The sequence below is a fragment of the Pacificimonas sp. ICDLI1SI03 genome (assembly GCF_054740865.1).
This window is the reverse complement of sequence record NZ_JBSQAU010000001.1, coordinates 789742-811142: the sequence shown is the minus strand read 5'-3', so window position 1 is coordinate 811142 and position 21401 is coordinate 789742. Positions and strand designations below refer to the sequence as shown.

The following is a 21401-nucleotide window of genomic DNA, read 5'->3' as shown; positions in this document are numbered from 1 at the left end:
GGCGGTTTTGTTGTGCACGTTTCTAAGCTCTTGAGATGACCGTGGACCAAACTACCGCAGAAGCCGTTCCGCTAAACAGCCTCTGCGTAGGCGACCCTGTTCCTGCCTTGGTCCTTTGCCCGGTAGAGAGCTTTATCGACGCGCTGGAAAACATCATCAGATGATCCTGGCCCGACGAACGACACGGCCCCAAATGACGCAGTGACAATTCCATGCGGGTCATTACCCGAATGAGGCCTGTTCATCACGGCGATGCTGGTCCTGATCGCTTCAAAAAGACGGTGGGCATCTATGTCGCGCCGAGTGTGGATCGCCATCAGAAATTCTTCTCCTCCGATCCGAAAAAGCAGATCGTCAGCCCGGTGAAGATGCGAACGCAAGATGGTGCCGATTTGCCGGAGAACCTCGTCGCCAGCCGCGTGGCCATACATGTCGTTGTACTTCTTGAAATTGTCTACATCCATAAGGGCGACCGAACGTACCTGCCCGCTACGATCCCCTTCCACGAACGGTGGAAACTCACGCTGATATGCCAACCGATTTCCCAAGCCGGTGAGTGGATCGACAACCGCGTTCCTTGCTTCCGTTACGTCTGTAAAGATCCAGATGCGGCCATGGGCATCGCCCTCTCCATGAAAGGGTACGCTGCGTCGGGAAAATATCCGCCCGTCTTTGAACAGGACCTCGTCCTCGGATGATTCCAGCGTGCGGTGAAGCCGCTCCACTTCGGCGCGGAACCCGTCAGGATCGACAAGCTGGTCCAGAATCGACTGCAACGTCCTCCTGTCGTCGCGATGGGCTGCACCTGGCGGCATATTCCATAAGCGGGCGAAAGCGGCGTTCGAATATAGGATCTCCCGATCCGCGCTGACAAGAAGGACCCCATCCGGCAGCGCATCCAGTGCGCGCTCGAAAATCGAGCTCGGGTTCTCCTTCGAAAAGGATGGGGTACTCGCTAACATTACTGCACCGCATTGCTACTGAGCGCGTACGCTTAGCAGATGGGGTATGAAAATTGGATTAGCGATCTCCGGCGTTCTGAGGTCCGCAGGAGCACGTGGGGCAGTTGGTTTGCTACCTCGCACACTGACGATCGTGCGTCTTCGCCTCTGCCCATGGGAACGCGCTTGAGCATCATCATGGGGATAGTGCATCTGTTTCTTGAAGGACATCAAAGAGGCTGATTGCAAGCCGGAGTGTCAGAAAAGGGTAGGGACTCAGAACGCTTATAACTCCAAACCGAGAAGACCTGTTTTCCCTCTTCAAAGGAGCAAGCTATGCCTCGATAAGGTGAATTTCCGGTCGTTGTAATTAAACGCTTTTCCCCTCGTAAGTTTCATTAAGTTGACTGTAGGTTGATAGATTTTGCGGTTTTCGAAGAAACTAAAAGCCGTCCTCATTGATTTATCCCAGCCACGTGGAGCGGCCGTGATCCGCACGATTTGGCGGTTTGAAGGTGTGGTCTATCATTCACACTATGTTCAGTGCGCAATATAATGGATGTCCTAACCAGAGACGAGATCGTCCATCCGGATGGAGCCTATTAGCCGCTATTTTTAAGGGCGAACCCATCCACAGGCGGTGTGAATGCCGGTGCGGCAGCTTCGCGCCTCAACCCTATCGAAGAGCTCGATCGCGAACCTTGGCGAACCCCGACGGGTAATTCTGAAGCCGAATGTCTGCATGGTTGGACAACGCGTAATTGATTTAGCCACCGATCCTGGATGGTATGAAGCGCCTTGGCACTTCAATGCAGAAGGGTAACCCATGACGATTTTTGTCGGTTTGGATGTGAGCGACAAGACCAGTCACGTGCGCGTGGCTGATGCGGACGGTGTTGTGTTCAAACGCGACGTCGTGGCGAGCGATCCAGACCTCCTTGCCAAGTGGATCGGCAAGCACTGTCCTGGCATAGTCCGTATTGTGCTGGAGACCGGCCCATTACGACCTTCTTGTACCATGGCCTGATCGAGCGAAGCGTGCCGGTTGATTGCATCTGCTCCCGTCATCCCAAAGGCGTGCTGGCGGCCTGCGTGAACGAGAGTGATGTGCACGACGCCGAAGGTCTGGCCCAACTTGCTCGCACAGGCTGGGTCAAGCGCGTGCATATGAAGGCGTCAGCAACGCACATTGATCGTGCTGCGCTACGCATCCGCACGCAACTGATTACAACCCGATTAGCGATGGGCAACCAGTTGCGCGGACTCCTGAAGTTGTTCGGCCTGCGCCTGGGCGCTGCTCGAACGCCAGCCAAGCGACACGAGCGGCTGATCGCCTTGTATCAGCGGCGGTTAGATTTCGAGCCGCAGTGAACCTCCGCCGCGCTTCGCCGGATTCACGGTTATGGTATTTGAGTCGGTTGAGCTGAAGCATGCGCCGCGTTCCGCCGCGGCTGCTGACAGGGAAACGGCACGCTGTTAGTTATCGCGGCGACGATCAAGGACAACAGGAGAGCCCGATGCCCCTTACCTTCTCACACCGTGGCTTATGCGTGAGTGATCTCGCCGCGTCTCTCCGCTTCTATACAGATGGCCTGGGGTTCGAGCAGGAGATGGATTATGGCGTGATGGCGAGTGCGGAAATGGCGCTCACCACAGAAATCCCGGATATTGCGCTGCATCCGATTATGCTGATGCATCCCGACGGAATAAAGATTGAGCTACTCCACTTCGAAAACCCACCCGCATTTGGGTCGCGCGAAAGGCGCGCTACCAACCAGTATGGACTAGTTCACCTGAGCTTCTACGTGGATGACATAGACGTCACAGCGGAACGGCTTCGCAAGGCGGGCGGCCACGTCGTAGAGGAAAGCCGCGCGCATTTCGCCGATAATCGGACGACTATGCTCTACTGCACGGATCCGGATGGGATACGCATCGAACTGATGCACGATCCCCGAACACCGGGCCGCTTCTCGCATTCTGGTATCTGCGTCGAGTCTGTTGATGCTGCGCTTTCCTACTATCATGCGCTAGGCTTCGAGCCCGCGGAGAACTACGTCCTCGACGGCGGGTTCGACTGGCTCGCCAAGATCAATGAAGTTGCGGGCATTAAGCTGCGCGCGCAGATGGTACGCGATACGCAGGGCAATACCATCGAACTACTTGAGGTCTACGAACCTGGCAGCTTCGGACCGCGAGAGCGGCGCAAGCTCAATCAGATAGGTCTCACACATCTCGCTTGGTGGACCGATGACATCGACGCCGTGCGTGCGAAGCTCATCGAGGCAGGCGGAAGTTGGGCAGACCACGTGACTAGCTGATCCGGTATTGAGTATCCGGCACGCGTCATCAATAGCCGTAAGCAGCGGCACTCAATTTCAAAGGTTCAGGATGGTGCGATCACAAACACCTTCCAGCGAAGGAAGCGAAGACCTCGCTGAGGAGCGCACTGATTATGCAGAGAACCGGACGGACTGGGCCGAGGACCGTACGGCAATGGCAAATGAGCGAACATTTGCGGGATGGATGCGAACAGCTTTTGCCGCGATCGGTATCGGCATTGGGTTCAACGCCCTCTTTGACAGGCTCGAACCCGCTTGGGTCCCCAAAGCGATTGCTACGCTGTTCATACTTCTTGGTTGCATAATAGTATATTTAGCGCAGCTGCGCGCCTGCAGTGCGTTTAAGCGATTATCCGCGCATGCTATCGAGAAGCCAAAGACCTTCCGTATTCGTACGATGAGTTTTCTCGTTATTTTTGGTGCATTGCTATTGATCGCTGCCTTCTGGAGTCTGTCCATGAAACCTGGAAAGTAGACGCCCGTGTCACGACACCTCGTCACAAAACGGATTATTAGAAAGTTGAAAAAGCTGACCGGTCTCCACCGAGTGGTTCGGGTGGATTGTTAGTGCATTATTGCCTGCGGCGCCACGGCCGCCGGGAGGTGGAGCGAAGCTGAACAGGAGCGTCTGTTCGGGGAGGGCGTATTTTCCCCAATTATAGAACTTGGCTCAATGAGCTTTGGAAATCATGCCACACCCACCGGGTAGAGAGCGCTGAGCACCAAGAAGGAGCCTTACTTCTTCAGGCAACGCGCCGCTGGGGTTCATTTGTCTGTTCAGCCAGAAATGCCATCATGGCTTCCGCTTCTAGCGGGCGCGCAATGTGATAGCCCTGTCCATAGTCGCAGCCTTTAGCTCTTAACGCAGCAAGAATCTCCTCGTTTTCCACACCTTCCGCGACGACCTGCATGTCTAAGGCATGGGCAAGTTCTATAGCAGAATTGACGAGGATGGAGTTGGATCTGTCGCCAATCATTTTCATGACGAAAGACATGTCGATCTTCAGCTCGTCGGCCGGGAACTGCTCTACATAGGCCATGGTGGACTGGCCCGTGCCATAGTCATCGATAGAAAGACGTAGGCCCAATGCCTTTAGTTCACGCGCTGCAGAAAGCGCTTCATGCCGCCCGTCAATAAGACCCGTTTCGGTGATTTCCATCGTGAGAAGGGCAGGGGGAATGGCGGCCTCCCGTAAGGTTTCGGCGACAAACGACACGAATTTTGGATCAGCGAGATCATTGGTAGAGATGTTAACTGCTACACCCACTTCCAAACCGCGCTGGCGCAGGATTGCGACCATCCCGGCAGCCTCAGTAATGACGAAACGGGTGAGATCGCTGATACTTCCATTCGCTTCCGCCAAAGGAATGAATTGGTCAGGGTAGATCGGCCCTCGCTCAGGATCCTGCCATCGCACAAGTGCCTCTACATGTTCGATCGCTCCACTGCGGATGCACATCTTCGGCTGATAGACCAAGCGCAGATGGCCAACCTCAATGGCCTTTCGCAACGTATTCGCAAGACCAACTCGCCAGCGCTCATTATCTCGGTCTTGCTGGCCCGACAAACTTAGCCTCCGTTTACCTTCCTCTGCTTGGCTGAGCGCAAGAAGTGCGCGGTCTATTCGTGATGAGAACGGATCGGCGCTTTGAGCGGGGAGATCAAAGCCAGCGTTAACGCGGATATCGGCATGAACATCGCCTTGCTCTGTCACCCGAACAAGGTCGAGCTCAAGCCCTGCGAACCATATTTCTGGGTCACAGGAAACAGAATCTACCAGAACAGCAAAAAGATTGCTGCTTAGTTGATAGACGGCTGCGTTTTCACTTCGGAAAGAAATACGCTCTGACACTCTGAGCATAAGCCCCTGTGAGGCCTCCACGCCAAAGGCAGAAGATATTTTGTCATATGACTGCACCCGAACAAGCGCGAGTGCCTTTCCGCTGGACCCATCTGTTGCGAGCTCTCGTTCCAGCAAGCGTCTGTTGGGCAACTGAGTAAATGGGTTGAGGAGATCCCGCCGACGAAACTGCAAACGACCTTCTATGCCAAGGCCCGCGATCAAGACGATAGCCCATGCTGCCACCGGCGTCGCCATGTTGAGAACGAGGCCATATTCGCCCTGTAAAAAGGTGACAACGATGACAGCGCTCGTAGCTCCTGCCGCCGCCACTGCAACAAAGCGGCGCGTTTGCCCGAACATAATTACCAATGGCAGCGCGGCGATCAGCGCCAGCAGTGCCGAGGCCTGGCGAGACAGGGGAACGAGGGGAGTTTCATCCAGCAACGTTTCCGCTGCTAGAGCTTGGACGACGACACCAGGAAGGAGTCCATGGCCCGGAATGTGATAGCGATCACCAAGCTCGATTGCCGTAGCGCCAATCAGTACGCGTTTCCCAGAGATAGCTGAGGGGTCAAAGTCGCCTCTTAGCACGTCGACGAATGACAAGCGTCCTATAGTGTCTGGGTCAATGGCGTAGTCTATGACGACGGCCTCTGTATCAGGCAGATTTGCTTCCGCCGTCAGTGTCGCGAGCGAGGGACGCAAAATTCCATTAATCTCAGTGGCGACTGGATAGGTCCGAACCGCTCCATCGGGATCAGGCATCACGTTCGCACTGCCGACAAAGCTACTGGCTCGCAGTGCGGGCAACGGGAGCGATGCCGTACGCCGCGATCCCCCTTCCACATCCTGTTCAAAGGCGGCCAAAATCACCGTTGCTGACGTCTTCTCCAAGGCGGCTCCCAATGCGGCATCGTCTACAGATGACTGCTTTGATGAAAAATCGACGTCGAAAGAAATCAGGCGAGGATCCGCTGCAGCGATCTTAGTAAGTGCCTCCGCGTGGAACTTCCTGGGCCAGGGCCACTGCTCTAATGCCTCGATGCTTTTGGCATCGATCTCAACGATTGTGATTTCACCAGATGCCGGGGTGTCACCCAAGCGGGTCTGGACGTCGAGTAGCATGCGCTCGAAGGGTGCAAGGAAGCCAAGGAGCCCGGCGACGATAGCGACACCCAGCATGGTGAGGAGCATCGCACGAGCATACTTGGGATGACCGACAAAGCTGGCGACCATAATTACCTGACGTGCATCGATGGTCGTCCTGAGCGGCCGTTACCCACCGATTCAGGTAGGGTGTCAATTCGAGCATCCGCGTCTGGCCGCTGAGGTGCGGAAGGCGTCGTCGAAATGTCGTTAAATTCAGGCGCGATCGTAGCGACGTCGGGCTTACCGCCGCCATTGCCATTATCGGGAGCGTTCGGCGCGCCGTCGGGCTTGCCGCCGCCCTCACCCTTGCCGGGAGTGCCTGGTCCGGCGTCCGGCTTGCCGCCGCCATTGCTGTTGTCAGGCTCCTTGCCGGGAGTGCCTGGTCCGGCGTCAGGCTTACCGCCGCCATTGCTGTTGCCAGGCTCCTGGCCGGGAGTGCCCGGCGCGACGTCGGGCTTGCCGCCGCCATTGCCAGGCTTCTTGCCGGGAGTGCCTGGTCCGGCGTCCGGCTTGCCGCCGCCAATGCTGTTGCCATTCCCATTGCCGGGAGTGCCCGGAGCGACGTCGGGCTTACCGTCGCCATTGCCGTTGCCATTTCCATTGCCGGGAGTGCCCGGAGCGACGTCGGGCTTACCGCCGCCATTGCCGTTGCCATTTCCATTGCCGGGAGTGCCCGGCGCGACGTCAGGCTTACCGCCGCCATTGCCGTTGCCAGGCTCCTTGCCGGGAGTGCCCGGAGCGACGTCGGGCTTACCGCCGCCATTGCCGTTGCCAGGCTCCTTGCCGGGAGTGCCCGGAGCGACGTCGGGCTTACCGCCGCCATTGCCGTTGCCATTTCCATTGCCGGGAGTGCCCGGCGCGATGTCAGGCTTACCGCCGCCATTGCCATTGCCAGGCCCCTTGCCGGGAGTGCCTGGTCCGACGTCAGGCTTGCCGCCGCCAATGCTGTTGCCATTCCCATTGCCGGGAGTGCCCGGAGCGACGTCGGGCTTACCGCCGCCATTGCCGTTGCCATTTCCATTGCCGGGAGTGCCCGGCGCGACGTCAGGCTTACCGCCGCCATTGCCGTTGCTCTCATTCGAGCCGGGAGTCTCAGAACGCTCCCCTCCTCCAGTGTCAGGGTTGACGACAGAACGCGGTTCTACAGCCACCTTTGTGGCTGCGGCGTCGAGTGCCGCTGCTTGCACGAATGCTTCTGGGCCTGTTGTTGGCGATATCTCGGTGATGAGTCCGTCGGTTGCACTTGCAATATCCACGCGCGGAGCTGAGATCACCCGTTCAATCCGCGGAGCCGGGGCTACCTGGGCCTTCTGTACAACTGGCTGCTCAGCTGGAGCGACGCTTTCTTCGAGGGCGGCTTGCTGCTGACTGGGGGTCGCTCGCTCCGTTGGACTGGCAGGCTCTGCGGGCGGTGCTACAGGTGCACTGGGATCGAGGATTTCCACGCTTCCACCGGCTCTTACCATTGCTATGTCACCAGGAGTGACGAGAACCTGAGACAAACCGTCAAGCGCCTCCACCGATACTGCACCTTCCGTCACCTGAACGGAGGCCTCAGCGGCACCTACGGTCACAGAAAATTTCGTACCCTTTACGACGGCGGCCAGATAAGGCGTGCGCACCTCGAAATGCGGCGTCGCCTTCTTCTCGATCTTAAAGAGAGCGGTGCCGAAATCCTGTAATACTTGTCCTAGCGAACGCTCCGCCTGCACCTCGGGAAGCCTTAGACGAGATTCTGGCGCCAGGATTACATATTCCTGGTCGCGGGTCAGGACTGCACGGCCACCCTTACCAGTTTGGATGGCGTCACCCGCCTGCAAGGACGCACCACGTGAGAGCGCGACGTTCTGCATCCCAGGGCGCGTCAGTACGACGTCTCCCGACATCTCGGTGACCTTCCAGCTAGGCGCTGCGAGAGCCGCGGCGCTCCAGAGGAAGATGACAGCAAGAAAGCTGAGCAAGCGTGCGACAGACATGAGCGAACCCTTTTTTGGCGTGAGTGCCACCGCCCCTCGAGGAGCGCAGAACCTTTAGAGTGGCACTAGCTCATTAACGGTCCGTATCGTTTTGCGGTTAACGCCCAGAAATGTCTGTTTTTCTCAACGTTTTATTAGAGATGCTGCCGTAGAGGCGCCGCTGGTCCAGTTTTTAAGCGGAGTTTCCATGTCGCGTGCTTCAGTTCAGTGCCGCACCAGGCTGATCAGATTGGCTCTCATGTTCAGTGGCTGCTGGTCTATGTCCGCCTATGCTCAAGATCCCTCTGCCTTGGACCCGATGCGCATTGAGGAAGGGATTGCCGAGCTTGAGTCGCAGCTGAACTCGCCTCCGCCTCGTCAAAATATGCGCGCGGCAGACCTGCAAATAGCTCCCTTCATCCTTAGCGGGGTGCAGGTCTTAGGCAGAGAGGCTTTAGATCCAGCGGCAGTTGCGGCAGCGTACGAGCCTTATCTCGCGACACTGGTTGGGACGCAGGAACTATCCGAAATCATCTCAGCCGTCGGAGAGGCATATCAGGCAGCCGGGCATACCCTCACGCGAGTTTATATTCCGCCGCAGACATTATCGTCAGGCATTCTACGCCTGCAGGTCGAGGAGGGTCGCCTCGGGGAACTCCGAATTACTCGCGATGGGCAAGCTGCACCGGAATATGCAAGATTCTTCCGCTCAACCTCTGCCGAGGGACCTCTGGGGGCAGAACAGCTCAAAAGCGCTGTGCTTGCTCTGGAGGATCTACCGGAAGTAAATGCCGTCGACGCGACGCTCGTTCCAGACGCGGTCTTGCAAAGCGTCTACCGGCTCGACGTCGAGATCACACCACAGGATGCGGGCAATTACGTCGTGCTGGACGGATATGGCTCGAAGTCCGTGGGGCCGCTGCGCGCATATGGTCTGTTTTCAGCTAACCGCCTGCTTTTGCCCGGCGACGAGTGGAAGCTAAGATTGGTAACTGTACCTGACCGACCAAACGAGTTCCTCTCTGCAGAAATTGACGGAGCATTCGCAGCGGATGGCAAAGGAAACCGCATCGGCTTCAATCTGGGCAGCAGCCGCATCGAACCTCAAGGAGTGAACGGCGTCGGCCGAAGCGTGCGCGGCGGTGTGCGCTGGGAAATGCCGCTGGCGCGGGAGCGAGAAAGTGGCACCTGGCTAAACCTTGGTCTCGACCTGCGCGATAATGACTTTGAGCGGGACGGACGTATGGCTCGGGAGGATTCGATCCGTGCCGCCCGGATCGGGATCTTTACATATAAACAGACGGAAGAGCACCGTGTTCGCGCTAACGTCGCTCTTAGCCAGGGGCTACCCATATTGGGCGCCTCTGTTGAGGGCGATGAGTTGAGCTCGCGCATTAATGCTGAACCCGCGTTCACTATTTTCCGCATGAACGCCAGCTATCGTCGCAGCTTGTCGCCCGAGTGGCGCGTCGAGATCGGGGGCACCGGACAAATGGCAAGTGGACCGCTCCTGTCTTCTGAGCAGTTCTTTTTGGGCGGCGCAGTGCTCGGACATGCGTTCGATGATGGCGATATCGCGGGTGATATGGGGATTGGAGGAAGCGCCGAAGTCAGCAATGTACAATCCCTTAGCGGCGGCAAAGACTATCTGATTCTTTCAGCCCTCGTGGAGGCCGGTCTTGCCGATTATCGGATGATAAGCGGGCTTCCCGCACAGTCACTTTCTTCGGCAAGCGTCGGCGCAAGATGGTTGACGGGCGATCTCGACCTCGGCGCGGAATTGGCAGTTCCGCTGCACATTGACAGTCTATTCGTCGAAAAGAATGCTGCACGTCTTCGCTTCCGTTTGATTTACCGAATATAAAGGCTGCCAGGCGATGGCTGACCAATAAGGCCGCAAATAATTGGCCATCTCATTTCAATCGGTCTGTCGTGTAATTGCGCCTTGCGTCAGGTTGGCGTTATGATTGCGGTCACTACAGTTAACGGTATGCACCCCGGAAAAGGTGGCATGAATACCATTTGTGGCTAGCCGTGCCGCCGTCACTGCTCCAAATTTTTGCTATTAGCCCTCCGAAGGAAAAGCTGAATGCCGACAAAGCGCTCACCTGACGAAATCATCAGCAAGCTGCGGGAAATCGAGATGGCATTGGCGAACGGTCTATCCACAGCGGAAGCCTGTCGTCGGATCCCGGTCAGCGAGCACACGTATTACCGTTGGCGAAAAGAGCAGGAACAGGTGACGACGGACCAGGCGCGGCGAATTAAGGAGCTGGAGAAGGAAAACCAACAGCTTAGACGAGCAATCTGTCAAATGAATTTCGACAATCGAACTTGGAAAAGACGCAGGTCAGGATAAGCCCGTGCGGAGGATCGTGTCGATTAAACGCAAAGTTTCGTGACGTCCGAACGTTATAATTGCCGGCACTGGAGCAGTGCGGCCGGAAGGGTTGTGACCCGCTACTCCGAACAGCCATCGGAGCGCTAAGGACATCCGGCGTCTGCGCCGGAGGGAAGCCGTCGGGTCACGCCGACACCGTCTCACGAAGACAGCTCTTCGCGACCATTTAGCATGGGGAGCGCCGCTCCCGGCGCATACACTGCCGCCACACGAAACTAAGCAACGTCGCGATGTATGCTGTATTTGCGAATTTTTTCCGAAAGCGTCGTTCTCTGCAGCCCCAGCAGGCGGGCCGCATCAGCGACGGTGTGATGCGTTTTGGCGAGCGCCGATTCGATGAACTTCATTTCGATATCCTCAAGGATTTGCTTGAGATTGACGTTCCCGCGCGCGATCTGATCAAAGGGGCTATCCTGTTCGCTCATGCCCTCCGGATTATTTAACGGCACAGGCGGAGTCGCAGGCGCCATCGGTTGCGGCGCAAAGGCCGCGCGCGGCAGCGGCGAAACCTGGTCGCCCGCTGCGATCTGTTCGCGCATACGCCCCAGCGACAATAAAAAGTCGGCGCCGGCAGCATCGACCTGCTTGCCGCGATAGAGGACTGACGCGCGCTCCGCCCAGTTTTTCAGCTCACGCACATTGCCCGGCCAGTCATAATCGGTCAGCCGGTCAATAGCATCCGGCGTCAGGGTGAAGGCCGGCGCGCCGTCGCCGAAGTGATGTGCGAAATGTTCCGCCAGTTCGGCGACGTCCTCTTTCCGCTGATTGAGGGGCGGCAGGTGGATGGGGAAAATGTTCAGGCGATAATAGAGATCTTCGCGGAATTCGCCGTCGGCGATCCGGCCGGGAAGATCGCGGTGTGTTGCCGTGACGACGCGGGTGTTGAACGCGCGGGTGCGGTTGTCGCCGATCCGTTCGAACACGCGCTCTTCCAGAACCCGCAGTAGCTTGACCTGCATGTCGAGCGGCATGTCGCCGATTTCGTCCAGGAACAGCGTTCCGCCGTCGGCCGCCTCGAACCGGCCAAGCCGCGCCGCAGTTGCGCCGGTGAACGCCCCCTTTTCGTGGCCGAACAGCTCGCTTTCGATAAGCTCGCGCGGAATGGCACCGCAATTGATCGAGACGACCGGCGCCTTTGCACGCGGCGATTGCCGGTGCAGCAGCTTCGCCACCACTTCCTTCCCCGAACCCGACGGCCCGGTGATCAGGCAGGTGGCGTCCGATGCCGCAACCTCGCGGACGAAATAGCGGACGGCCTGAATTGCCGCGCTGGATCCCAGCAATTCATGCGACGTCGCTATGGCGCCGTTAGATAAAGAGCTACGCATGAAAAGGATCCCAGCCGCAATCTGCCCCTGCATTTTCAACACCCGAGGCAGGCGCAAAAGCAGCAATTCATTGAGGTGGCCAATAAAGACGAGTCTTAACGAAACTCTAAACAGAATCTACGGCATCAACCTAGATCCTGCCTTTCCTCTCAGGCGGGATAGACCACAGGCTCAGGTAATTCGGGCTTGCGACGTAAGTCGGACAGCATACTACGCTTGTTCAGCAGGCATTTGAAAAACAAAGGCTGTTTCGCTGCCAATCGAATGAGCAGATAGGGGTCCCCCCGTGCGCGTTGGCAATCTAAGAAGAGATGTAGAGATCAAGACCGAGGGTTTTAAGGCTTGATCTGACTTCACCCCTCGAGAACGGCGCAAATAGACGCTCCATGGTGTCTGGAGAGATCGGGTCGCCACTATTCTTCGATGGTGTCCGTCTTCAGAACATTTGGCAGGCTCTCGTGGTAGCGCCGGTGAATATAGTGTTCGACGAACGCCTCGATCTGGGCCTCAAGGTCGCCAGGCGGGAAGTAGTTTCCAGCAGGATGCGGTTCTTGAGTGTCTAGTCCCAGCGTTCGATCTTGCCTTGTGTTTGCGGATGCATGGGAGCGCCGCGCACATAGCTCATATTCCGGACCTCGATGTATTCTGCCAGTTCGTCGGCGATGTAGCTGAGACCATTATCGCTGAGGAGCCGGGGCTTGTGCAGCACCGTGGCGCTGCCACAGCCCAAGGCTTTCAGCGCGAGGTCCAACGTATTGGCGACATCCACGGCCCGCATATTGGTGCACAGCTTCCAGGCGATGATGTAGCGCGAGAAGTCGTCGAGCACGGTCGACAGATACATCCACCCTCCGCCTGCTTTCCAACGATGCTACGCATCGCCGGAACCTTGGCAGGCTCCGCCCCAGCCGATGATCTTAAAGTAGGTGAAGTCGGTCTGCCACATCTCATTCACCCTGGTCGTTCGGGTATGGAAGCGATCGGCGGCCTTCATCACGACATACGCGGGGCTAGTGATCAGATCATGGGCCTTCAACAGCCGATAAGCCCTTGCTTCCGATACGAAGTAGCGCCGTTCATCCGTGAACCGCACCGCCAGTTCGCGCGGGTTTAGTTCGGACTGCTCCAGCGCCCGCTCCATGATCTGATCCTGTTCGGTATCAGGGATGCGGTTCCACACACGGCCTGGTGACGACGGCCGATCGGCAAGCGCCTCCGGCCCGCCATCTTGTCCTCGGCCGAGAAGTGCCGCCGCGTCGCGCGGCGAATGTCCGTCAGGACAAGCTCCGCAGAGACCCTCACCGGCGGTTTTTTCGAGGACGATTTTGGCTCCGTCACTTCGACAAAGCCCAAGTCCTTCTTGAATCACAACCTCAAATCCGTGTGTTGACGGCGGACGAGCGTCAAAGTCTTTAGCAGCGCTTCGGACGAGCCACCCTCCGTCGCGGCCGAAATGCTCCGCATTCTCGCCGTGGATGATGATGAGATCATCCTGCTCAACACGTCAACCATTCTTGTGGAGAGGGGTCACGAGGTCCCGCAGGTCCATTCTGGCAGATCAGCTTTAGAGATCCTCGATAAAGATGGGGATCTGATGATTACTGACTTCGCTATGCCCAGCTTGACCGGTGCGGAACTGATCGAGAGGGCGCGCGCGTAAGCCAGATCTCAAGGTGATCGTTGCCTCAGGATGTGCGATCTGCCCCGCGGAACGGTGGGGGGGCGTCCATCGTCCTGCGAAACCCTTCAGTGTGCGCGATCTCGCCGACGCCATTTCTTCTGACTTAACGGCCTTTGAAATGTTACGTCCCAGGTGGAGAAAAACAGAACCTTGGGCCCCAGGCCGCGAGAAGAGTGTATTCAGAAAATCTCGTTTACACCGAACCGGTCGGTAGTCCCTGGAACCTTTCAGCGCAAAGTAATGCATTGTTAGTGACATATCCGAAATGATCTGTTATGCAATCCGTGTGGGTCAGATACGCGATTGGGGGGCGGCCCGTGACGCAAATCGAACGAGCAGCTCGCGCACTAGCGAAAGCGCAAAGCAGCACAAGTGATTGGGAATCGCTGGACAAGCGATTGCAGCAGACGTTGAAAAACCAGGTCCGCGCCGTTCTCGAGGCGATCCGCATACCGAGCTACGCCCAAACCCGCGCCGGTCAGGACACTGCCGACGCAATTACCGAGAGTCGAACCAGTAGCGTCTGGCAGACGATGATCGACAGCATACTTGCGGAGCAAGACTGACAATATCTAACCAATGGTTTGTTGGAATAAGCCGTCAGTTAAGACCGCAAGCTGTTCTGGTTCGGACCAACACTTTTCCACCCAGCTTCTTGACCTTGCGCTGCTTTCAAGACGAGCCGAGAATTATCGTCGATCTTTTCGGCACATTGTCACTGAGCTAGCATCCGCCGCCGCAAACGATGACTCTGCGGAGTTCGGGACATGTTTAGCTGCAGCTGAACCAAGTCTGGTATGAACCGATGCGGTTGATCCAGCTTTGCGAGCTAAACGCAGTAAATCGACAAAGGGCGGACAGGCTCCTGCTTTTGCTGGGAACGAAAACGCGAGATCGGTCAAGAATGCGTGGTCAAGATTCGTACCTCTTGTCTCCGCTTCTACAATCGGCGTTGATCTCGTACTTCATGTTCCCCCAAAAATACCTTGCCGTGCGCACACGTTATCGAAAATTTACATTTCGACATTAGAGAAAATTTTTATAATTAGAGCCAATAACCGTCCACATAGCGTGGCGGGGTGGCCGATTATCGCGCCATGTTGGCCAGCTGTACATAAACGAACGGCAGCTTGCAAAGCTCGGATCAACGCCCCCGAACGTCTGCTGTTCAGGCGGATGCCGCCATCCTTCTAACACCTCATCTGTGTAAACTGTGATCCTCGCACTTGAAGCGGCGCGGTTTGGGATTTTCGTATTCGACGCCCCCGAATTTTCAGGGGGATTTTGGAACGGACGCCTAGTATTTTTCATGCCGGCGATGAGTGCCAGGAAATCCATACCCGGCGCAGGGATTATGAACTGCCGTCACGGCGTACGGGCGGATCTTCGCGCGCAAGCCGTCGAGCAGTTGCCGTCGTTTGCGTCACAAACAGCCCAATGAGCAGGAAGCCTGCGCAGCCAACGAACAAATCGAAGCCATTCAGCTGCCAGACGATTGGTTCCTCTGGTCCGACGATCCACATTGTCGCCGTTAGCCCAATCAGAATGATCCTCAGTTCAGTAGGACCAGCATTGAAGTAGGACAGGCGTAGTTCGCCCATAACGCGCACCGATAGAAACGCGTGGATCGACATTAACAGATATCCGGCGAGGGCAATCAGCGCTACTTCAAGCTCTACGTACGAGCTTAAGCCAATGCCCACCACCACAAGCGCCGTGGCGAACCCATCGCAACTGTGATCGAGAAAATACCCATATCGCGGCCGTTCGATAGCGCGAAACCGTGCGAGGCTCCCGTCCAGCGAGTCCCCGAACCAATGGAGAACATATCCCCCGATGGAAAGTGCCAGCCAGTCGGAGTTGACGTTGCTTGCTAGATAGCCTGCAAAAACCAGCACTGCGCCCATCATGCCGGCGAAGGTCAACTTGTCCGGCGTCACCCATTGAGGCAGGATACCACAGATCCGAGTGAGGACGCGCCGCTCAACGCTTGCAACAAGGCTGTCTTGGGTGCGCTGGATCGGCGCTTTGCCGACTTTCTGGAGTGATTCCGCCATTCTCTGCCCGAAAAAGGGTAAACTATTGCAATTGTAGCACGCCCTGTCCACCGAAGCGGCAAGGACGGTGCATCGGGAAGCCTGAGAAGGGGCCAGAATACGCGTTCACCTACCGTAAGCGGGTCTTCAAAAAGAGGGGATGCCTGATTGGGGAGGTGCGCAATTCGATGCTTGTCGTCGAGCTATATTCCTCGTCGGCCGCAATTGGCCCGAGTTCTTCGCCATGCGCTTATTACCATAGCCATATGAGACCCGCCAAACCGATCACAATGCGATACCACGCGAAAGGACTGAAACCATAGCGGGAGACAATTGCGACAAACGCCTTCACCACCAAGAGCGCTGTGAAGAAGGCTGCGGTAAACCCGACGGCAATGCTCGCGAGGGCATCTGCATCGAGAGCTGCCCGATTCTGAAACAGATCATAGGCCGTCGCCGCAATCATCGTCGGTACTGCGAGAAAGAAGCTGAACTCAGCAGCAGTTTTGCGCTCGACCCCTGCACCGAGTGCGCCCATGATGCTGGCGCCGGAGCGGCTCACGCCAGGGATCATCGCAAGGCACTGAACGGCGCCAATCAGAAGCGCCGTGCGGGCACTGATCGCTTCGACAGAACGGAAGCGCACTGTCTTCACCGTTCTTTCAAGGAGCAGGATTGCAACCCCGCCTGCGATAAGTGCAACGCATACGACGCTTGGGCTCCCCAAGAGGGCGCGGATCAGCGGGTAAGCGACTGCGCCGATTGCTAAGGCCGGAAGGACAGCTATCAAAACGTTTCTGGCGAACTTCCATGCATTGTCATCGCCTCTGCACATTCCCAATGCCACGTCTGCAAAGCGTCGATGATAAACGACGATCACCGCCAGGATTGCGCCAAGCTGAATTGCAATCTTGAAAGATTTGGCGGCTTCTCCTTCGAATCCAATCAGTGCCCCCGCAAGAATCAAATGCCCGGTCGATGAGACCGGCAAAAACTCAGTGAGGCCTTCGAGGACTCCCAGGAGAGCAAGCATCAGGATTGGCAAGGCGGCTTCCGATATGGAGAGGGAGGAATAATGGGCCACTGAACGGTTAGTACGGCGTCTAGGCGAAAAGCAGGCCTGATCAAATGTCTCCTTATTCTCCCCACATGCGAATGAGGTTACCGATGGTTTTGTCGAATAAAATCCCGTTCTCTCCATTCGGCACGCCTGTGCGAAGCCGCTCGAGATCATAGAGAAGCTCGCGTTGATCGCCCCGACGGATAAAGCTTTGAATCCAGCCCACGCAAGCGAGACGAACACCTCGCGTGATGGGACAAACCTCATGAAGATCACCGGTTCTATAAAATACCGCAGAGCCGGCGCTCGGTTTGAACTCGTGGCACCCACCTGCGTTCTTGATGAGCAGCGAGCCGCCCTAATATGCAGCAGGGTCTGAGAGAAATACCGTAAAGCTTATATCCGTTCTGAGAGGCCCCCCGTATCGGTCGCGCATGACCGCGTTGTCAGTGTGTAAACCATAGCTCTGGCCCTGCCCGTAACGGGAGAGGATAAGGCGCGACCAGCGAAGAGGTCTGGCCCAGGAACTTACGAGGGGATGGCTCTCGAGGATTAGCTGTAGTCGGTTGCAGAGGGCGATCACCTCAGGATCATCACCTCGCGCTTGCTCATTGTTCTTGACCTGACCAGCAGCATTGCCCGCAGTGGCTGATCCGTCGCTAAAAGGAGCGATCGCCAGGTCCTCGCGGATCGAAAGCACTTCCTGCAAACTCAGTAATTCCAGTATGACAATCACGGGGGGCTTCCGTTCATTGCTGCCGAATTTCTTCGGCAGTGAGAAATTCTTTGCGGGGAAGGGACACTAGCACTTTCCGACTGTCCTTGTGGCACCTTAGCATCCCGCCTATCTCTCCCACACGTTAAAGCTCACAGATCGGTGCCTTCAGCCGGCTTCGCCTGCGCTGCTGCCGGTCGTTTTTGAACAGCTCGCGCTCGCGGGCAGTGGCACGTTTTGAAAGGAAGCCCCAATGCCTCTTCTCCTTTGTCCGAATGATAACAGTTCTATGCGAACGGTTGACCGTGACGGCGTTCAATTCGACATGTGCCCGACCTGCCGCGGCGTCTGGCTGGATCGGGGCGAACTCGAAAAGCTGATGTCCGTTGGCGCTGAGAACGCCGCGGCGCCGAGACAAGCTGATATCCAGCACGCCCCATCACCTCAGCAGCCCTCGAGCGCAGGGTATGGCGAACGAGGAGAGCGGGGTGAGCGTGGCGAACGAGGAGAATATGGTCACGGGCATGGGGGCTATCGCAAGAAACGCAGCTCGATTTTCGATATCTTCGACTGATACCCCATTCCAGAACGCCAGAGGTCTAGCGCGTCGGATGAGGCGTTTTCGATTTCCATAGCGCGACACAGGTAAATTTGGCTATGTCTCCGCCCATATGTTGCCTTCAAAACGGCGGCTTTGTCGCGCTCGCCCGTTGTAGCGGATTGTCCATTAAGGGCCCATTGCCATTGGCGGCGGGTGCCTGAATGTTTGGCAGCTGTCGACAGGCAAACTGAAGCAGGACTTACGACTTTGTTGGCGGCATGAGTCGGAGTTCTAAGGCGCGCAGGAATGGCCACATTAGGCAGTTCTGCAACTGCAGCGGCCCTCTGAAGCACGACTCAATTGCGGATATCCACTTTCACCGCCACATAGGACATATGTCCGCCGACTGCTGTTCCGCCAAGTCTACCGAACTTGAAAAGCTCGCCCGCCAGCGTGACCAGCGGCGCGTGCTGGTTATCGTATTGGCGATCAACGCCGTTATGTTTGTGCTCGAATTCGGCGCGGGGGTCGTTGCGGGGTCCACTGCGCTGATGGCCGATGCGTCGGACATGCTCGGCGACGCCGTAGTCTATGCGGTCAGCCTTTATGCACTCACGCGCTCCGATCAGTGGAAGGCGGGGGCTGCGATGCTCAAAGGGGTGGTGATCCTCACCCTCGGCATCGGGATCGCAGTCAACGTGGTATTCAAGATTCAGAGTGGGGTACCGCCGTCTTCCACCCTGATGCTTGCGTTTGGCGGACTGGCACTCGGCGCCAACTTCATCTGCCTGCGCCTTCTGACCCGCTTCCGCCACCAGGACGTCAATATGGCGAGCACCTTTGAATGCTCCCGCAACGACGTGATCAATAATTGCGGCGTGCTATTTGCCGCGGTGCTGGTGTGGTGGTTTGCCTCGCCTTGGCCCGACATTTTTATCGGTTCCCTCATGGCGCTGATTTTCCTGCGCTCGGCACTGCGCGTGATGCGAGAAGCTGCACCTCAGATGCGCGGGGCCTAGGTTCCCTTCCCATAACACTCTTGTCATCTAGTTCGAGCGCGTCAGCCTATTAACGGTCGCCAGGACGGGCTGAACCAACGGCAGCTTTTAGAGGGTGCGCGTGAGGATGGGGGTGGCTGCTTTGATCTTAAACGCTGCCATGTTCCTCGTCGAGCACGGCGGCGGAGCGTCTGCTGACTCTCGCCCGCTTTAGTCAGACGCGTTCGGCTTCTCCTGCAACGCAACAAACCGTGCAATCAGGCGCTGCTGACGCACGAGCACTGCAGCGCATAGTCAGTATTTGGAGGGTGGATTATCGTGGGGAGAATGATATTTCGATACGGCGACGCGGCGGTAGAATTCCCTGCCTCCGTGAAAAACTAAAGCCCGGCATTGTCCCCATAGGCCGGGCTTTAGTTTCGCATCAGCTCCAAGAGCCGAGTTCCTCTATATTCTGGTCACCTGCTAGCGATGCGATGCGGTCCGTTTGCTCCGGCGACGGCGACTCGCGCCAAGTCCGAGCCCCAGAAGGCCAAGTCCAAACAGGCCCAGTGCCGCCGGCTCGGGGACCTGCTCCAACGGCGGCGGAATGTCGGTCGGATCCTCCGGAGCCACGGAGGCAGAGAGGCCGCCAGAGATGCCTTGAATGCGCGCCAGGGCATAATTGCTGCCCGCGTTGGGCCCTTCGGGAGCGCTGTCCAGCAAGAAGTCGGTTGCCACCAGGTTCGCCCCGGTAATATTCAGCACCAGGATTTCATCGGCGTTGAAGCGGAGCGCGCCACTATTTTTGTTAGAGGTCGAAAATTCAAACTCGATATCGAAGAGACCCTGATTACCCGGCGAGTTACGCCCATCCGCGCTCTGGTATATGGTCGCGGGCATTGGGGCGCTGCCGCTCACATAGGTGAACGTCAGGTTCGTGCCGGCTGCGGCGAAGTTGAAGAAGAGGCCGGTGATAAACTCGCCGCCAGAAAGCCCCATCGCATCGACGGTTAGCTGGACCGATCCGGGCGTATCACCATCATCGAACAGAAGGGTGGGCGCGCCGCTAGGGGCATCACCCTCCACTGTTTGGTCGAGAGTGTAAGAAACCACCGTCGCATTGGCACCGGTAACGACTGCCGTCGAAAGGAGAGCAGTCAGAATGATTGCCTTGGTCATCATGAAGTGTGTCCACAAATCAAAGAGGGAACGCTCGGGCCACCCACCATCCCGACAACTTTGTTATAAGCAATAATCATGCCATGCTGTTAACGCTATGAAAACCGGTCTATTTCGCAAATGGGCACTCAAAGAACTGTGAACGGATCCGACGTTTTCAGGCTATTTCTATTCGACATGATTTGACTGTGTCTGGCCAAACCGAGAAAAGCTGACCATGCATCACGACATCAAACACCCTTCGGTTCATTCCCACAATTTCCTGGGAGCCTCGCACGACGCCCACGCCAGGCGCACGCGCTGGGTCGTCGCGCTCACTGCGGCGATGATGGTTGTTGAGATCGCAGCGGGCTTATGGACCGGCTCAATGGCGCTGTTGGCGGACGGCATTCACATGGCAACGCATGCGGGCGCGCTCGGCGTTGCGGCCTTCGCCTATTGGTTTGCCAAACGACATGCCGGAAATCCGCGCTTTACTTTTGGTACCGGCAAGATTGGCGATCTTGCCGGTTTCGCCAGCGCCCTGGTGCTCGCAATGTTTGCGATCGGGATCGCGGTCGAATCTTTTCAGCGCCTGCTGACCCCCACGAGCATAGCGTATACTGAAGCGATCTGGATTGCGTTTCTCGGCCTCGCAGTGAACCTCGCCAGCGCATGGCTGCTAGGCGGGGATCATCATCATGGTCACGGGGGTGACCATTCCCACCATCACGATCATGCGTCGGGCCACACTCATGCCGACAACAATTTGCGTTCAGCCTATCTACACGTTCTGGCGGACGCGTTGACCTCGGTTCTCGCGATCGCGGCGCTTCTGGCAGGTCGTTACCTCGGCTGGGGGTGGATGGATTCTGCAATGGGGTTTGTCGGCGCGATCGTCATTGCCCGCTGGTCCTGGTCCTTGATGCGCGACACCGCTGCGGTGCTGGTCGATGCAGACGTACGCTTTGATCGTTACGACGAAGTCCGTGAGGCTATTGAAGATGGCGACGCGTCCCTCACAGACCTTCACATCTGGCGGGTTGGTCCGGGTCATTACAGCGTGATCGTCTCTTTAGTGGCGGCGAACCCGCTGTCCCCGAGACAGTATGCAGAACGCCTAGCTGTTCATGAGGAATATGCGCACGTTACCGTCGAGGTCCATCGCTGCACAGGGAGGCATTCTCTGCTTCGCGCGGCTTGATCGCAGCAACGACAGTGTGTGGTCATACGGCGGCGAAAATACATCCGCCGCCGCATCTTTATCAGC

18 protein-coding genes and 2 pseudogenes are annotated in these 21401 nt (G+C 57.2%); 11 read left to right on the top strand and 9 right to left on the bottom strand.

The window, feature by feature from the left end:
* Window positions 1–71 precede the first annotated feature (71 nt).
* The gene (locus tag ACSMXM_RS03870) at window positions 72–962 is read right to left on the bottom strand and encodes a GGDEF domain-containing protein (protein ID WP_460314107.1); all 891 of its coding nucleotides are present in this window, start codon (window positions 960–962) and stop codon (window positions 72–74) included.
* Between the two features lie 805 nt (window positions 963–1767).
* Here ACSMXM_RS03870 and ACSMXM_RS03865 point away from each other — a divergent pair.
* The 4 genes from ACSMXM_RS03865 to ACSMXM_RS03850 all read left to right on the top strand — a co-directional run bounded on the left by ACSMXM_RS03865 (window position 1768) and on the right by ACSMXM_RS03850 (window position 3758).
* On the top strand, window positions 1768–1968 hold the full coding sequence (locus ACSMXM_RS03865; RefSeq protein WP_460314105.1) for a hypothetical protein: 201 nt from the start codon (window positions 1768–1770) through the stop codon (window positions 1966–1968).
* Window positions 1969–2033: 65 nt separating this feature from the next.
* Complete coding sequence (locus tag ACSMXM_RS03860) at window positions 2034–2312, top strand: hypothetical protein (protein WP_460314104.1); 279 nt, start codon at window positions 2034–2036, stop codon at window positions 2310–2312.
* Window positions 2313–2371: 59 nt separating this feature from the next.
* Window positions 2372–3262 carry a VOC family protein gene (locus tag ACSMXM_RS03855; RefSeq protein ID WP_460314102.1) on the top strand — a complete coding sequence of 297 codons (891 nt, stop codon included), beginning with the start codon at window positions 2372–2374 and terminating at the stop codon, window positions 3260–3262.
* Between the two features lie 175 nt (window positions 3263–3437).
* Window positions 3438–3758 (top strand): YidH family protein, encoded by a 321-nt coding sequence (locus tag ACSMXM_RS03850; RefSeq protein WP_460314100.1) that lies wholly within the window; start codon window positions 3438–3440, stop codon window positions 3756–3758.
* A 268-nt stretch (window positions 3759–4026) separates the two neighbouring features.
* On the opposite strand, the gene ACSMXM_RS03845 is transcribed toward ACSMXM_RS03850, so the two are convergent.
* Both ACSMXM_RS03845 and ACSMXM_RS03840 read right to left on the bottom strand, forming a co-directional pair.
* Window positions 4027–6363, bottom strand: a complete 2337-nt coding sequence (locus ACSMXM_RS03845) for a putative bifunctional diguanylate cyclase/phosphodiesterase (RefSeq protein ID WP_460314098.1) — start codon at window positions 6361–6363, stop codon at window positions 4027–4029.
* Window positions 6364–6365: 2 nt separating this feature from the next.
* Window positions 6366–8252, bottom strand: a complete 1887-nt coding sequence (locus tag ACSMXM_RS03840) for a FecR family protein (RefSeq protein WP_460314096.1) — start codon at window positions 8250–8252, stop codon at window positions 6366–6368.
* Between the two features lie 259 nt (window positions 8253–8511).
* On the opposite strand from ACSMXM_RS03840, the gene ACSMXM_RS03835 reads away from it, so the two are divergent.
* Together ACSMXM_RS03835 and ACSMXM_RS03830 are read left to right on the top strand one after the other, a co-directional pair.
* Window positions 8512–10095 carry a ShlB/FhaC/HecB family hemolysin secretion/activation protein gene (locus tag ACSMXM_RS03835; protein WP_460314094.1) on the top strand — a complete coding sequence of 528 codons (1584 nt, stop codon included), beginning with the start codon at window positions 8512–8514 and terminating at the stop codon, window positions 10093–10095.
* A 225-nt stretch (window positions 10096–10320) separates the two neighbouring features.
* Window positions 10321–10557: pseudogene (locus tag ACSMXM_RS03830) on the top strand (transposase); the annotation flags it as partial.
* Window positions 10558–10847: 290 nt separating this feature from the next.
* On the opposite strand, the gene ACSMXM_RS03825 reads toward ACSMXM_RS03830, so the two are convergent.
* Together ACSMXM_RS03825 and ACSMXM_RS03820 are read right to left on the bottom strand one after the other, a co-directional pair.
* The gene (locus tag ACSMXM_RS03825; RefSeq protein WP_460314092.1) at window positions 10848–11960 is read right to left on the bottom strand and encodes a sigma-54 interaction domain-containing protein; all 1113 of its coding nucleotides are present in this window, start codon (window positions 11958–11960) and stop codon (window positions 10848–10850) included.
* A gap of 428 nt (window positions 11961–12388) precedes the next feature.
* Window positions 12389–13191: pseudogene (locus ACSMXM_RS03820) on the bottom strand (transposase); the annotation flags it as partial.
* Between the two features lie 222 nt (window positions 13192–13413).
* On the opposite strand from ACSMXM_RS03820, the gene ACSMXM_RS03815 reads away from it, so the two are divergent.
* Window positions 13414–13620, top strand: a complete 207-nt coding sequence (locus tag ACSMXM_RS03815) for a response regulator (protein ID WP_460314090.1) — start codon at window positions 13414–13416, stop codon at window positions 13618–13620.
* Window positions 13621–13958: 338 nt separating this feature from the next.
* Window positions 13959–14207, top strand: a complete 249-nt coding sequence (locus tag ACSMXM_RS03810; protein ID WP_460314088.1) for a hypothetical protein — start codon at window positions 13959–13961, stop codon at window positions 14205–14207.
* 786 nt (window positions 14208–14993) lie between these two features.
* Here ACSMXM_RS03810 and ACSMXM_RS03805 read toward each other — a convergent pair.
* The 3 genes from ACSMXM_RS03805 to ACSMXM_RS03795 form a co-directional block, all read right to left on the bottom strand.
* Window positions 14994–15698: a CDP-alcohol phosphatidyltransferase family protein gene (locus ACSMXM_RS03805; RefSeq protein WP_460314087.1), complete on the bottom strand. Its 705-nt coding sequence runs from the start codon at window positions 15696–15698 to the stop codon at window positions 14994–14996.
* 232 nt (window positions 15699–15930) lie between these two features.
* A complete protein-coding gene (locus ACSMXM_RS03800) occupies window positions 15931–16710 on the bottom strand; it encodes an undecaprenyl-diphosphate phosphatase (RefSeq protein ID WP_460316353.1) in 780 nt (259 codons plus the stop codon).
* A 103-nt stretch (window positions 16711–16813) separates the two neighbouring features.
* Window positions 16814–17086, bottom strand: coding sequence for a 2OG-Fe(II) oxygenase (locus ACSMXM_RS03795; protein WP_460316351.1), 273 nt, complete (start codon window positions 17084–17086; stop codon window positions 16814–16816).
* A 619-nt stretch (window positions 17087–17705) separates the two neighbouring features.
* On the opposite strand from ACSMXM_RS03795, the gene ACSMXM_RS03790 reads away from it, so the two are divergent.
* Window positions 17706–18026 carry a TFIIB-type zinc ribbon-containing protein gene (locus tag ACSMXM_RS03790; RefSeq protein WP_460314085.1) on the top strand — a complete coding sequence of 107 codons (321 nt, stop codon included), beginning with the start codon at window positions 17706–17708 and terminating at the stop codon, window positions 18024–18026.
* 362 nt (window positions 18027–18388) lie between these two features.
* Entirely contained in the window at window positions 18389–19012 is a 624-nt protein-coding gene (locus ACSMXM_RS03785) for a cation diffusion facilitator family transporter (RefSeq protein ID WP_460314083.1), read from the top strand.
* A gap of 444 nt (window positions 19013–19456) precedes the next feature.
* On the opposite strand, the gene ACSMXM_RS03780 is transcribed toward ACSMXM_RS03785, so the two are convergent.
* A complete protein-coding gene (locus tag ACSMXM_RS03780) occupies window positions 19457–20155 on the bottom strand; it encodes a PEP-CTERM sorting domain-containing protein (protein WP_460314081.1) in 699 nt (232 codons plus the stop codon).
* Window positions 20156–20369: 214 nt separating this feature from the next.
* Here ACSMXM_RS03780 and dmeF point away from each other — a divergent pair, with 214 nt between their 5' ends.
* Window positions 20370–21335, top strand: a complete 966-nt coding sequence (dmeF, locus tag ACSMXM_RS03775; protein ID WP_460314079.1) for a CDF family Co(II)/Ni(II) efflux transporter DmeF — start codon at window positions 20370–20372, stop codon at window positions 21333–21335.
* Window positions 21336–21401: the final 66 nt, after the last annotated feature.